Raw genomic sequence first — 14663 nt, forward strand, 5'->3', positions numbered from 1 at the left:
GAGTGCTGGCGGTCCGGGTGGCCCAGCGCTGTCGATCCGGCCGGGGCGCATTCGTGTAGAGGGAGAAAGGACCTACACGAGGGAGGTAGTCATGGGTGAGACCACGGTGGTGTGCAGCGTGAGCCTGGATGGCGTGATGCAGGCTCCGGGCCGACCGGACGAGGACCCGCGCGACGGGTTCCGGTACGGCGGCTGGGCGACGCCGTACAGCCAGGACGCGATGGGTCGCGTGCTCGGTCGGGGCCGCCGGTTCGGTGGGATGCTGCTCGGGCGCCGCACGTACCACGACTTCGCCGGCTTCTGGCCGAACCAGCCGGACAACCCGTACACCGAGGCCCTCAACAACCAGCAGAAGTACGTCGTCTCGTCGACCCTGACGAACCCCGCCTGGGCCAACTCCCACGTCATCACCCTCGACGACATCCCCAAGCTGAAGACCGACCAGGACCTGATCGTCCTCGGCAGCGGCGCACTCGTCCGCTCCATCCCCGACCTGATCGACCACTACATCCTGCTCATCCACCCACTGACCCTCGGCTCAGGCCACCACCTCTTCGGCAACCACCACCAACCCCTGGTCCTGGAGAACTCCGAAACCACCACCACCGGCGTACTCATCAGCACCTACCGCCCGGCGGCGTGAGCCAGCACCTGGACTTCGTCGTACCTGCGCAGGGCCAGCGCGGCGAGACGGGGGTCGGCGCCGAGGGGTGGGCTGATGTGGTGGCCAGGAGCGCGGCGATGGAGCAGGCTGTTGAAGAAGCCGGGCGCCAGGAGGTACGTCGCTATGGCCGTGCGGGCTGGGGCTCGGGAGAGGACTGTGGTGAGGGGGTTGGCGGTGCCGGTGATGTAGGCGACGTCTACTGGGCGGTCGATGCGGGTGGACAGGAGCTTGGCTGTGGTTGAGCAGTCTTGGAGGGCTCGGGGGTCGGAGGACCCGGCTGCGGCCAGGACTACGTGGTCGATCCGGGAGAGGTCGCCCAGGCGGTCGGCGAGGATGCCGGCCAGGACGGGATCGGGGCCGAGGGCGGGCGCCGCGTGGACCCGGCCGGGATGGCGGTCCACCTCGGCCGCCACGTCGACGTACACGTGATAGCCGGAGCTGAGCAGCAGCGGCACCACGACCGCCTGATTGCTATCGGCAACAACCCGCCGGACCAGCGACGGCAGCGCCGGTACGTCGACGTCCACGAAACCCAGCGACAGCGGTACGCCGGGCCGCTGCCGCGCCATCATCCGGACCAGTTCGTGGACGACCCGGATGCCGCCCGGATCGGCGGTCCCGTGCGCGACCGCGACCAGGTCGATCACGACGGAACCCCGGCCGCCTCGACCGCCAGCCGATACCCGCGCCGGACCACCGTCCGCACCAGTTCCGGTTTCCCGATCGCCGTCCGGAGTCTGTTCACCGTGACCTCCACCGCATGCACGTCCTCAGCACCAGGGAGCACCGCGAGCAACTCCGGTCGCGACACCACATCACCTCCGGCCGCCACCAATGCGGCCAGCACAGCCCGCGGACCAGGACCGAGCGGCAGTACGACGCCGTCGAGGACCGCGGCCCCGCCACGGATCACCAACTGCCCGTGCTCGGTCTCGATCGACCGGGCGTTGTCGTCGGTGAGCCGATCCGTCACGATCCGGATCAAGGCACCCAGCCTGAAGCGGTCCGGCACCAGCGGCTCCAGACCCAGATTCACGAACGGCCCGGCGGTCACCGGACCCACACAGGCGTTCAGCACCCGGCCTGACTTCAGCGCCGCGATCAGAGCGTCGTACTGCCCGGTCAAGGCCGCCGAGTCGAGCATGGCCTGCGCACCGGGTGCGGACGTGTGCACGACCGCATCCACCGCACCCGTACCGATCTGACCGATCATCCGCTCCACCAGAGCGGGATCGGGCGCCGGGCCCCAGCGGTACACCTCCAACCCGCGCACTGACGCCCCGGCCGTGCGCAGCGAGTCCTGCAGCGCCGGATCCGACAACCCATGCAGTTGTACGACGATCTTCCGGCCGCTGACACCCTGGTCGCGGAGCCAGTCCACCACCTCGACGGTCGTCTCGGACCGCGCGGACCAGTGCTCGACCAGCCCGGCGGCCCGGATCGCGCCACGCGCTTTCGGCCCACGCGCCAGGATCCGCGACTGCTCCAGCGTGCCGAGCAGGTCCGCGGCCAGGCCGGCGCTGTCCGCGGCCTCGATCCAGCCGCGGAATCCGACCGCTGTGGTGACGACGACGTCGTCCGGCGGGTTCGCGATCACCCGCCGGGTCGCCTCGAGCAGCGCATGGTCGTCGGCGACCGGCACGATCTGCAGCGTCGGCGCGTGCAGCACCTTCGCACCGCGCCGCTCGAACGCCGCGATCAGGTCGTCCGCGCGGCGGTGCGCGGTGACCGCGATCGTGCAGCCACTGAGTGGCCCCGGCCTAGCCGTGCTCACTGAGATTCACCATCACCTGTCCGTCGACGATCTCGACCTCGTACACAGGCAGCGACACCGACGGATCGTCCAGGCATTCGCCGGTGCGCAGGTCGAAGACCTGCTTGAACATCGGCGACGCCACCGTCGGCACCTCGCCTCTGCTCCCCACGATGCCACGCGACATCACGTTCGCCCCACTGAACGGATCCTGGTTGCCCAGAGCAAACACCTCGCCGGCGTGGGTCCGGAACAGCGCGAGCTGCAGCTCCCCGGCCAACGCGGCGACACCACGCTCCGGCAGCAGCACGTCGTACTCACACACCACAAACGCGGTCGTGACGCTCATCGGCGTACCTCCAATCGGGGACCGGCCAGCAGCACCGGCTCCAGCTGTCCGCGTTCGGCCGGGGTGGCGGGCCGCGGCTGGTTGCGCTCGACCACGTACCGCAGATCGGCGTCCGGCTGGTCCGGCGCGTTCACGAAGGAGACGAACCGGGCCAGCTTGTCGGGGTCGTTGAGCGTCGCCTGCCACTCGTCGACGTACGAGTCGACATGCGCGGCCATCGCAGCGTCCAGGTCGGCGGCGATGCCGAGACTGTCGTTCAGTACGACGTCGCGGACGTGATCGAGACCGCCCTCGATGTCGTTGATCCACACCGCGGTTCGCTGCAGCCGGTCGCCGGTGCGGATGTAGTACATGAGGAACCGGTCGATCGCCCGGAAGAGCTCCTCGTCGGCCAGGTCGGACGCGAGCAGTTCCGCGTGCCGTGGCGTCATGCCGCCGTTGCCGCCGACGTACAGGTTCCAGCCCTTCTCGGTCGCGATCACGCCGACGTCCTTGCCACGCGCCTCGGCACACTCCCGCGCGCACCCCGACACCCCAAGCTTGAGCTTGTGCGGCGACCGCAGCCCGCGGTACCGCAGCTCCAGCGCGATCGCCATCCCGACAGAGTCCTGTACGCCGTACCTGCACCAGGTGGAGCCGACACACGACTTCACGGTCCGCAGCGCCTTGCCGTACGCGTGCCCGGACTCGAAGCCGGCGTCGACCAGCCGCTTCCAGATCGCCGGCAACTGCTCGATCCGCGCACCGAACAGGTCGACCCGCTGGCCACCGGTGATCTTCGTGTACAGGCCGAAGTCGCGGGCCACCTCGCCGATAGTGATCAGACCCTCAGGCGTGATCTCACCGCCGGGGATCCGCGGGACGACGGAGTATGTGCCGTCCTTCTGCATATTCGCCATCACGTGGTCGTTGGTGTCCTGCAGCGTCGCCCGCTCGCCGTCGAGAACGTGACCGGCGGGGTCCAGGCTGGCCAGGATCGACGCGACCACCGGCTTGCAGATGTCGCAACCGCGTCCGGCGCCGTGCCGCTCGACGATCTCGCTGAACGTCCGCAGCCCGGTCACCCGGACGACGTCGAACAGCTCGGCGCGGGACAACGCGAAGTGCTCGCAGAGCGCCTTGCTGACCTCGACACCGGCCTTGGTGAGTTCGGAGTTCAGCAGGTTCTTCACGATCGGCAGGCAGGAACCACAACTGGTCCCAGCCTTCGTCTTGCCGCACACCGACTTGATGTCGGTGCAGCCGTCGTCGCGGACCGAGCACCGGATCGCGCCGGCCGACACGTTGTTGCATGAGCACACCGGCGCGTCGTCCGGAAGCTCGAGCTTGACCGGCCCTGCACCCTCGGGCAGCAGGAATGCCGCCGGGTCCGCCCCGAGTTCACGGCCCACCATCGGGCGGAGTCCGGAGTACGCCGATGCGTCGCCGACCAGGATGCCGCCGAGCAACGTCCGGGCGTCGTCGGACAGGACGAGCTTCTTGTAGACACCGGCGACTGGGTCTGCGTACACGATGTCCAGCGCACCCTCGGTCGCGCCGAACGCGTCCCCAAAGCTGGCGACGTCGACACCGAGCAGCTTCAGCTTCGTCGAGGTGTCCGCTCCGGGGAATGTCGCGCCACCGCCGAGCAACCGGTCGGCGACGATCTCCGCCATCGTGTAGCCGGGAGCAACCAATCCCCAGACCCGGCCCTCGATGCAAGCGACCTCGCCGATCGCCCAGACGCCCGGCACCGACGTCCGGCAGCCTTCGTCGACCACGACACCGCCGCGTTCCCCGATCTCCAGACCGCCCACCCGGCCGAGCTCGTCCCGCGGCCGTACGCCGGTCGCGAACACCACCACGTCGGCCGGCAGATCAGGGCCGTCGGCAACGGCCATCGCCCGGGCCGCGCCTTGGGACGTCAGCTTCACCCGGTTGCACTGCGTCGACACCAGCACCTCGACGTCAAGTCCTTCGATCAACCGGGCGAGGGCAGCGCCGCCGCCCTCGTCGACCTGCAGCGGCATCAGCCGCGGCGCGAACTCGACCACCTTCGTCGCGGCACCCAGCGCCCGCAGCGCGCCGGCCGCCTCGAGCCCCAGCAGGCCACCGCCGACGACCACACCGCTGACCTGCCGGCCCTCCGACTTCAGCCGCTCGACGTAGACCCGGAGCGCGGCGACATCGTCGACGGTCCGGTAGACGAAGCAGCCCTGCGCGTCGTTGTTCTTCACCGGTGGGACGAACGCCGACGACCCAGTGGCCAGCACGAGTTCGTCGTACTTGACCTGCTCGCCGCGCGCGGTGGTCACGGTCTTGCCGGTAGTGTCGATCGCGGTGACCTGTACGCCCTTGCGGAGCGTCACCGCTGGGTCGTCCCAGAGGTCGGGTTCGCCGAGCGAGAGGTCGTGGGGGTCGCGGCCGGAGAAGTAGCTGGTCAGCGCGACCCGGTCGTACGGCAGCCGTGGTTCCTCGGCCAGCACGGTGATCCTCCACTGGATCTCGGTGTCGCGCGATCGCAGTGCCTCCACCAGCCGGTGCGCGACCATGCCGCCGCCCACCACAACCACGTGCCGGGCCTTCTTCAGCTCTGTCATCGTCGCCCTCCTGCTGGGAACTGGTTCGGTCTCGCCGCGCCGGAAGCGGTCGAGCAGTTCGCCGACGGCGCCGGTGCAACTACCGCACCCGGTCGTCGCCCGCGTCGTGGCGGCGATGCCGGCGACACTGTCGGCACCTCCACGCCAGGCCGCCTCGATCGCGGCCCTGGTGACCCCGTTGCAGCGGCAGACGGTGGTCACCTTCTTCTGCGGTACGACGGGATCCGCCAGCAGCCCGTCCGCCGCGACCGGCGTCCCGCGGTCCGCCAGCAGCACCAACTCAGCGGCCACCTCGGGCGCCCCGATCGCCACCGCGGAGCGGACCACGCCGTCGCGCAGCACGGCCCGCACATACCGTTCCCCGTCCTCGAGCCGCACCTCCTCGCCGTTCTCGTCTTTGTTGCCTAAGGCAAGTACATCGAGTCCACCGGTGGTCAGCCGCAGTACGTCGTACTCCGGGACACCGGCCGGCTCACTGTTCAGCTGCCGCGCCAGCGCCTCGGCCTGACCCCACGCGGACGCGACCGTCCCGCTGACCCAGCCATCGACCTCGGCACAGTCCCCGATCGCGTGCACTCGCGGATCGTCCGGGCTCGTCAACGTGCGGTCGACAACGATCCCGTCCCGCACCGTCAACCCGTCCGCCAACTCTGTCCGCGCGTGCACCCCACAAGCCACCACCAACAAGTCCCCGAACACCTGCCGCCCGCCACGCAGGGTCAGCGCCCGGAAATTCCCATCCCGCGAGGCAACCTGTTCAACCGTTGCGTTGAGCAACACCTCCACGCCCAACTCGCGAACCGCCCGCGTGACCCGCCGCCCTGCCGATCCTCGAACCGCCTTGTTCAGCAGCGTTTCGCCGTCATGCATCAGCGTGACCGGCACGCCACGTCCACGCAGAGCGCAGGCAGTCTCGACGCCAAGCACACCGCCACCAAGCACAACCACCCGTCGTACTCGACCAGCCGCGCCAACAAGAGCGCGGGCATCGGCAACGGAACGCAAGGTGTGAGCTCCGGCGGAACCAACAACCTCGGAAGGCACCGCGCCAGTCGCAAACACCAACCGGTCGTACGGCCACTCGCGTCCGGCGGAATCTGTTACTACGCGGCGGCTACGGTCCACGGCAACCGCTGTGGTGACTGGCTCATCGCCGAGGGAGGGCTCGGGCGCGCGGCCGGCGACGTACTCGGTGAGGCGGCTGCGGTTGTACGACGGCTCGTCGCCCAGCACCGTCACGTCGTACGATGCCAACAGCTCTGCCAACCGCCGACCGGCCATCCCACCGCCGATGATCACCACGCGCGGGTTCATGCGGAGACTCCGGTCACCGGGAGACTCGCGGCGCTCACCTCGACGGCACACGCCTTGAACTCGGGCATTCGCGACACCGGGTCGAGCGCATCGTTGGTCAGCTCGTTGACCGCCTCCGAACCACCGAAGTGGAACGGCACGAACACGGTGTCCGGACGCACATCCGCCGTCACCCGCGCCGGCAGCACCATCGACCCACGAGCGGTCCGCAACCGCATCGGCCGCCCGTCCGCGATCCCCAGCTGCGCAGCCACCCGCGGATGGATCTCCGCGAACACCTCCGGCTCCGCCGCCGCCAACTCCGGCACCCGCCGCGTCTGCGCCCCACTCTGGTAGTGCTGCAAGAGCCGGCCGGTCACGAGATACATCGGCGCTGCGGCGTGCAGATCATCCGCAACCGGCCGATGATCCACCGCCACCACGTGCGCCCGCCCATCCGGCGTACTGAATCCGTCCGCGAACAACCGCGGCGTCCCCGGATGCCCCGGAGAAGGAACAGGCCAGAACAACGCCTCCCCCGCGTCGATCCGCTCCCACGTGATCCCCGAGTAGTCAGCCTTCCCACCAGCACTCGCCAGCCGCAGTTCCTCGAACACCTCAGCCGGATCAGTCGAGAATGCGGCCCCACACCCCAGCCGCGAAGCCAATCCAGCAAAGACAGCCAGATCGCTCCGCACCTCACCAGGCGGCGCGATAGCGGCCTGCCGCCGCAGTACCCGCCCCTCGAGGGACGTCATGGTGCCCTCTTCCTCGGCCCACTGCGTCACCGGGAAGACGACATCCGCCAGCAGCGCGGTCTCGGACGGTACGACGTCCGCCACCACCAGCAAGTCCAATGCAGCAAGGCGTTCCCGCACTGATGCAAGCCGCGGTGCCGAGACCAGCAGATTGCTCCCGTGCACGAGCAGCGCCCGCGGACCACCCGCCGTACCCAGCGCGTTGATCAGCTCGACCGCGCTCTTGCCCGGACCAGGCAGGTCCTCAGGATCCACACCCCACACGCGTGCAACGTGAGCCCGCGCGGCCGGATCGGAGATGCTGCGGTACCCCGGCAACTGGTCCGCCTTCTGCCCATGCTCCCGACCGCCCTGACCGTTCCCCTGTCCGGTAATGCAGCCGTAGCCACTCCCCAGCCGCCCCGGCAGACCAAGTGCCAACGCAAGGTTGATGCACGCAGTCACCGTGTCCGTGCCCTTGCTGTGCTGCTCAGCGCCACGCCCGGTCAGAATGAACACTCCGTCGCCGCCGTGCACCGGTGCAGCAGCCGCAAGCACCCGGGCCGCCCGCCGGATCGTCGCAGCCGGCACGCCCGTCACCCGCTCGGCCCGCTCAGGCCACCAAGCCGCAGTCGAGCGGAACAACCCCTCCGGGTCGTCCGTCCGCTCACTCAGGTACGCCGTGTCCGCAAGCCCTTCCTGCAGTACGACGTGCGTCAGCGCGAGCACCAACGCCAGATCGGTCCCCGGAGTCGCCTGCAGATGGATTCCTGCGTCGTCTGCGGTCAGCCCGGCCGTCGCAGTACGACGCGGATCGACCACGAGCAGCCCGCCCGCGTCCCGTGCGCTCTGCAGATGAGCGACCGCCGGCGGCATCGTCTCGGCGAGGTTGCTGCCGACCAGCAGCACCACACCCGCACCACCGAGGTCGGCCAGCGGGAACGGCAGCCCGCGATCGATGCCGAAGGCGCGGTTCGTCGCGGCCGCCGCGGACGACATACAGAACCGTCCGTTGTAGTCGACGTTCGCGGTCCTGAGCGCGACCCGGGCGAACTTGCCCAGCGCGTACGCCTTCTCGTTGGTCAGCCCACCACCGCCGAAGACCGCAACGCTGTCAGAGCCGTACGACGCTTGGAGCGACCGGATGCGATCCGCGACGAAGTCCAGCGCCTCGTCCCAGCTCGCCGCCACCAAGTTCCCCGCGGCGTTCCGCATCAGCGGCGTCGTGAGCCGGTCCGGCACGGTGAGGACCTCCGGCGCCGTCCAGCCCTTCCGGCACAGCCCGCCGCGGTTGGTCGGGCCGCCCTCAAAGGCTTGAATGGCGCGGGGCTGCACCGACACCTGCACCCGGTCGACCGGGTGCAGGGTCGTCGCGCACTGCAGAGCGCAGTACGGGCAGTGAGTCGGAACAGCCGTCACACGCGCTCCCCACTCAGCGGGCCGCCCTTGCGCAGGTAGCAGAAGTACGTCACGGCCAGGCAGACCACGTAGAAGCCGCAGAAGACGTACAGCGCGGGAATCAGCGAGCCGAAGTGGCTCGTCGACATCGCGAAGCCGCGCGGGACCAGGAAGCCGCCGTACGCGCCGACCGCGGAGGCGATGCCGATGCAGGCCGCCGCCTCGCGCCGGGCCCGACCCGGATCGCCCGGTGTGGTCAGCCGGAACACCGCCGGGATCATCCGGTACGTCGATCCGTTCGCGGCGCCACTGGCGACGAACAGGACCAGGAAGCTGATCAGGAATCCGGCGAAGCTGCCCGCGTTCAGCGACACGATCGCGGCCAGGATGCCCAGGCCCATCACGACGAACGAACAGACCGTCACCCAGGCGCCGCCGACCAGGTCGGCCAGCTTGCCGCCGAACGGCCGCGCCACCGAGCCGACCAGCGCGCCGAGGAAGGCGATGCCGGCCCCGGTGACGTCGGGGAACGTGGTCTTGATCAGCAGCGGGAACGCGGCCGAGAACCCGATGAACGACCCGAAGGTGCCGATGTAGAGGAACGAGATGATCCAGGTGTGCGGTCGCTTCGCCGCCGTCACCGAGGTCCGGAACGACGAGGTCGCGACGGACAGGTTCGCCATCACCTTCCACGCCAGTACGGCGGCCAGCACGATCAGCGGGATCCACAGCAGGCCGGCCCGGTTCAGCGACAACCCGGCGCCGGCCACGATCACGATCGGCACCACCAGTTGGACCACAGCGACACCGAGGTTGCCGCCGGCCGCGTTGATGCCGAGTGCGAAGCCCTTCTCCTTCTCCGGGAAGAAGAACGAGATGTTCGTCATGCTGCTCGCGAAGTTGCCGCCGCCGACGCCGGCGGTGGCCGCGACCAGCGCCATCAGCCAGAACGGCGTGTCCGGCTGGGTCAGGAAGTAGGACAGCCCGGCGGTCGGCACCAGGAGGAGCAGCGCGGAGACGATGGTCCAGTTCCGGCCGCCGAACCGTGGGACCGCGAACGTGTACGGCAGCCGCAGCGTCGCGCCGACCAGGCTGGGCAGCGCGACCAGCCAGAACAGCTGGTCGGTGCTGTAGGTGAAGCCCGCCTTGGGCATCGACACCACGACGATGCTCCACAGCTGCCAGACGGAGAAGCCGAGAAACTCGGCGAAGATCGACGGCCACAGGTTGCGCCGCGCCACCCGGCGGCCGGTCCGCGCCCAGAACGTGCCGTCCTCGGGATCCCACACATCGATCCAGCGGCCGCGGCGCGGCGCCTCGACCGTTCCGACCGTCCCGGTCCGGTCGCGGTGAGTGACGACCTCCGGTCGTGCCTCCAGCGTCATCGTGCGTCTCCGATCATCCGGCCCGACTAGTAGGCCAGGACGCTATGACCGGGGTGTTTCCGAGCGGTCATCTCGTTGTTACGCCGCAGAAACGGCTCCCGCACACCCCGCGGTGGGTGGTGAGAGAAGACGTTGCCGGGCTGGGTACTGTGCCTACTCATGGGCCGCACCGACGGCGAGGGGACAGCGGTGGAACACAACGAACAGCAGAGCCCTGACAGCGACAACCGGCCTCGTAAGAGCCGGGGCCGTTGGGCCTGGCGGGCGGCGATCGCGGCGGTCCTGATCGGGTGGCTGGTGCTCGGGTCACTCGGCGGTCCGACGGTCGGCAAGCTGAGCGAGGTCCAGGAGAACGACAACGCGAACTTCCTGCCGAAACAGGCCGAGTCGACCCTGGTCGCGAACGAGTCGGCCAAGTTCGTCGACTCCAAGGCCCTGCCGTACTTCGTCCTGATCGTGCGCGACTCCGGTATCACGCCGACGGACCTGGCCAACGCGAAAGCCTTTCTCGCCTCGGTCCCGGCGATGGACCTCGGCGACGGCACGACGATCGGCGACTACCTGGCCGCGCCGGCCACGACGATCGTCCCGTCGGAGGACAAGAAGGCGCTGCTGCTCACTGTCGAGATCGACGGCGACCGGGCCGACGAAGTGGTCAAGGACGGCGAGACCGTGCTGTTCGCGGTCGCCGACACGATGCGCACCGAGATCAAGCAGACTCTGACCCCGACCGGTCTCGATGTCTACGTCACCGGTCCGGGTGGTGTGTTCGCGGACTTCGTGGTGGCGTTCAGCGGCATCGACGGGATCCTGCTCGGTGTCGCACTCGCGGTCGTCTTCGTCATCCTGCTCATCGTCTATCGCAGCCCGGTCCTGCCGATCGCCGTCCTGCTCACCGCCGTCTTCGGTCTCGCCCTCGCCGCGCTGGTGGTGTATCCGCTGGCCAAGAGCGACGTACTCGAACTGAACGGGCAGAGTCAGGGCATCCTGTTCATCCTGGTGGTCGGGGCCGCGACCGACTACTCACTGTTGCTGGTGTCGCGGTACAAGGAAGAGCTGCACGACTACGCCGGCAAGTACCAGGCGATGCGGATCGCATGGCGGGCCGCCGTCGAGCCGATCGCGGCCAGCGCGGCGACCGTCATCCTCGGTCTGCTCTGCCTCCTGCTCTCCCAGCTCGGCAGCACGAAGGGTCTCGGCCCGGTCGGCGCGATCGGCATCGCCGGCGCTTTCATCTCCGCGATGACGTTCCTGCCCGCGATCCTGCTCGCGTTCGGGCGGCGGATCTTCTGGCCGTCGATCCCGCGGCTCGACCACGTGCACGCGCGCGATCAGGTCGGCGGACGCAAGCTCTGGGGCCGAGTCTCTGGACTCGTCGGCCGCCACCCGCGCCGGGTCTGGGTCATCACCGCGCTGGCTTTGCTCGGGTGCGCCGCGTTCCTGCCGACGTTCAAGGCAAGCGGTACGTCGCAGGAGGACCTGTTCCTGAACAAGGTCGAGTCCGTCACCGGCCAGGAGGTGCTCGGCCAGCACTTCGACGCCGGCGCCGGTACGCCGGTCCAGATCCTCACACCGGCAGATCGGGCCGACCAGGTGGTCCAGACCGCGTCGAAGGTGGACGGCGTCGCGACCGCGTCCGCCTCGGTGGCTCCCGGCGTACCGCCGAAGGTCGTCGACGGGAAGGTGCTGGTCCAGGCCACGCTGAAGGTCCCGGCCGACTCACCGGAGGCGACCAAGGTCGTCGAGCATCTGCGCACCGAGCTGGACACGGTCAGTCCGGACGTCCTGGTCGGCGGCAGTACGGCGATCAACCTCGACGTACTCGACGCCAGCAAACGCGATCTGCGCGTGATCATCCCGACCATCCTGACGGTGATCTTCGTCGTCCTGATGCTGTTGCTGCGCTCGATCGTCGCGGCCGTGCTGCTGGTGGTCGCGAACGTGCTCTCGTTCGGCGCGACCGTCGGGGTGAGCGCGATCGCGTTCAACCACATCTTCGAATTCCCCGGCGCGGACCCGAGCATCCCGCTCTACGCGTTCGTCTTCCTCGTTGCCCTGGGCATCGACTATTCGATCTTCCTGATGACCAGAGTGCGGGAGGAATCCCAGGAACAAGGGACCAGACCGGGCATCCTGGTCGGCCTCGCGGTCACCGGCGGCGTGATCACGTCGGCCGGCGTCGTGCTCGCGGCGACCTTCTCGGCGCTCGCGGTGCTGCCGATCCTGTTCCTGGTCCAGATCGCGTTCATGGTCGCGTTCGGCGTACTGCTGGACACGACCGTGGTCCGCTCACTGCTGGTGCCCTCGCTGGCCTATGACATCGGCAAGCGGGTCTGGTGGCCGAGCAAGCTCTCGTCCTAGGGTGCGAACCATGGAGACGTTCGAGGGCACGATCGTGGTGAACGACGGCGGCGGCGCCTGGGTGGAAGTGCCGGGCGAGGTGATCGCCGGGCTCGGTGGCGGCGGGCGGATCCCAGTGCAGGCGACGTTCGACGGCGTCGCGTACCGCGGCTCGATCGCGTCGATGGGTGGGTGCATGGCGCTCGGCATCCTGAAGAGCATCCGCACCGAGCTGGGCAAGGGTGCCGGCGATCCGGTCACCGTCACGTTGCAGCCAGACGCGGCCGAGCGGACCGTCGAGGTGCCGGCCGATCTCGCCGCGGCGCTAGAGGACGCCGGGCTGCGGAAGGCCTTCGACGCGTTGAGCTACAGCCATCGCCGCGAGCACGTGAACGCGATCAACGACGCGAAGAAGCCGGAGACCCGCACCCGCCGAATCGGCAAGACACTGGAGATGCTCAATCCCTCCTGAGCGGCGCCAACTCGGTCCGACTGGACACCAAGCGATTTGTCGACAAGCCGTGCGAACACCTCCAGTACGCCGGTATGTCCGCAGACCGCCTGGGCTGCGTCGAGGGTGAAGCCACCGGCGGAAGACCTGACGTTCGTCCGGTAGTTGAAGTGAGCTCGAAGATCCGCTGGGCTGAGCTGCCTGTGTCGGGTCGCTCGTGTCGACAGTATTCGTTAACCTGCGGAACAGGGGGTCGAGGAAGTGAGGAGCCCGATGGCCGACACCAGATCGACTGACCACGGCAGATTCGCACTGCCGACCAAGAACCTGCCCGCGCCGCAGGTGCGTGATCTACCCGAACCACCCAGCCAGACCTGGAAGATCGTCGGCCCCGGCATGGTCGGCGCCGGTGTCGGCCTGGCGTCCGGTGAGTTCATCCTCTGGCCGTACATCTCCAGTCAGGTCGGCCTGGTGTTCCTCTGGGGCGCCGTCGTCGGCGTGATCGTCCAGTGGTTCCTGAACATGGAGATCGAGCGGTACACGCTGGCCACTGGTGAGACAGCGTTGACCGGCTTCAACCGGTACGGCAAGCACTGGGGCCTGTTCTTCGCGATCATGACGTACTTCGCGAACATGTGGCCCGGCTGGGCGACCAGTTCGGCCTCGATGCTGACCTACCTGTTCGGCGCCGGCGATCCGCGCTGGATCGCGATCGGCATCCTGGTCGTCATCGGCGTGATCCTGACCCTGGCACCGGTCGTCTACGTGATGCTGGAGCGGCTGATCCTGGTCAAGATCCTCGCCGTCGCGGTGCTGGTGATCCTGGCGCTGGCCTTCGCGATCCGGGCGAAGACCTACCACGCGCTCGGCGACGCGGTCACCCACCCGGAGTTCCCGGCCGACCAGCTCGGCTTCGCCCTGATCATGGGTGCGATCGCGTACGCCGGAGCCGGCGGCGGCCAGAACCTGGTGCAGAGCAACTGGATCCGGGACAAGGGTTTCGGCATGGGTGTGCACGTGCCGCGGCTGACCTCGCCGATCACCGGCGAGACCGAGGCCGACCCAACCGCGAACGGCTACGTGTTCGAGCCCGACGAGGCGAACATGGCCCGCTGGCGGCGCTGGTGGAAGTTCGCCAACATCGAGCAACTCGCAACGTTCGTCGCGATCACTGTGCTCACGATCGTGTTCACCTCGATGCTGGCGCACGCGACCCTGTTCGGCGACGAGAACGTCAAGAACAGCATCAGCTTCCTGAAGATCGAGGGCACCACGCTGCAGTCCCTGGTCGGCGACTGGTTCGGCTACCTGTTCTGGGCGATCGGTGCATTCGCACTGTTCGCGGCCGCGGCCGGCATCGTCGACTACACCTCGCGGCTGGCCTCGGACATGATCAAGGCCCGCTACCTGCGCGAATCATCGGTCAGCGAATCCAAGCTGTACTTCTGGCTGGTCTGGGGACTGGTTGCCTTCGGCATCATCGTGCTGCTGGCCGGCCTGACCCAGCCGCTGGTGCTGCTGGTCATCTCCGCCTGCACCGCGGGCACGATGATGTTCGTGTACTCCGGTCTGCTCTGGTACATGAACTCCCGCGCCCTGCCGCAGGCCATCCGGATCAACCTGGTCCGCACGCTGGTGATGGTCTTCGCGTTCCTGGCCTTCGGGTTCCTCGCCGTGTTCACCGTCATCGACCAGATCAAGAACAACTTCTGAC

General features: G+C 68.6%; 10 protein-coding genes. 4 read left to right on the forward strand and 6 right to left on the reverse strand.

Annotated elements, in window-relative coordinates; genetic code table 11:
* Nucleotides 1-91: 91 nt before the first annotated feature.
* Nucleotides 92-643, forward strand: a complete 552-nt coding sequence (locus E0H75_RS29235) for a dihydrofolate reductase family protein (RefSeq protein WP_131516901.1) — start codon at nt 92-94, stop codon at nt 641-643.
* Here E0H75_RS29235 and E0H75_RS29240 read toward each other — a convergent pair.
* Genes E0H75_RS29240 through E0H75_RS29265 form a run of 6 tightly spaced genes read right to left on the reverse strand, consistent with a single transcriptional unit; the run spans nt 625 to nt 10158 of the window.
* Nucleotides 625-1311, reverse strand: coding sequence for a sirohydrochlorin chelatase (locus tag E0H75_RS29240; RefSeq protein ID WP_131516902.1), 687 nt, complete (start codon nt 1309-1311; stop codon nt 625-627). The two genes, E0H75_RS29235 and E0H75_RS29240, sit on opposite strands and share 19 nt — an antisense overlap.
* Nucleotides 1308-2438, reverse strand: a complete 1131-nt coding sequence (locus E0H75_RS29245; RefSeq protein ID WP_202873227.1) for a uroporphyrinogen-III synthase — start codon at nt 2436-2438, stop codon at nt 1308-1310. The genes E0H75_RS29240 and E0H75_RS29245 overlap by 4 nt, the downstream gene beginning before the upstream one ends.
* On the reverse strand, nt 2425-2766 hold the full coding sequence (nirD, locus tag E0H75_RS29250) for a nitrite reductase small subunit NirD (RefSeq protein ID WP_131516904.1): 342 nt from the start codon (nt 2764-2766) through the stop codon (nt 2425-2427). Before nirD ends, E0H75_RS29245 begins: the two co-directional genes overlap by 14 nt.
* Complete coding sequence (nirB, locus tag E0H75_RS29255; RefSeq protein WP_131516905.1) at nt 2763-6659, reverse strand: nitrite reductase large subunit NirB; 3897 nt, start codon at nt 6657-6659, stop codon at nt 2763-2765. The genes nirD and nirB overlap by 4 nt, the downstream gene beginning before the upstream one ends.
* Nucleotides 6656-8794 (reverse strand): molybdopterin oxidoreductase family protein, encoded by a 2139-nt coding sequence (locus E0H75_RS29260; RefSeq protein WP_131516906.1) that lies wholly within the window; start codon nt 8792-8794, stop codon nt 6656-6658. Before E0H75_RS29260 ends, nirB begins: the two co-directional genes overlap by 4 nt.
* Nucleotides 8791-10158, reverse strand: coding sequence for an MFS transporter (locus tag E0H75_RS29265; protein ID WP_131516907.1), 1368 nt, complete (start codon nt 10156-10158; stop codon nt 8791-8793). Before E0H75_RS29265 ends, E0H75_RS29260 begins: the two co-directional genes overlap by 4 nt.
* Nucleotides 10159-10317: 159 nt before the next feature.
* On the opposite strand from E0H75_RS29265, the gene E0H75_RS29270 reads away from it, so the two are divergent.
* From E0H75_RS29270 to E0H75_RS29280, 3 genes are all read left to right on the forward strand, one after another.
* A complete protein-coding gene (locus E0H75_RS29270) occupies nt 10318-12519 on the forward strand; it encodes an MMPL family transporter (protein WP_131516908.1) in 2202 nt (733 codons plus the stop codon).
* A gap of 10 nt (nt 12520-12529) precedes the next feature.
* Nucleotides 12530-12970, forward strand: a complete 441-nt coding sequence (locus tag E0H75_RS29275) for a YdeI/OmpD-associated family protein (protein WP_131516909.1) — start codon at nt 12530-12532, stop codon at nt 12968-12970.
* Between the two features lie 252 nt (nt 12971-13222).
* Complete coding sequence (locus E0H75_RS29280) at nt 13223-14662, forward strand: Nramp family divalent metal transporter (RefSeq protein ID WP_131516910.1); 1440 nt, start codon at nt 13223-13225, stop codon at nt 14660-14662.
* Nucleotide 14663 lies beyond the last annotated feature (1 nt).

The sequence above is a fragment of the Kribbella capetownensis genome (assembly GCF_004331485.1).
GTDB lineage: Bacteria > Actinomycetota > Actinomycetes > Propionibacteriales > Kribbellaceae > Kribbella > Kribbella capetownensis.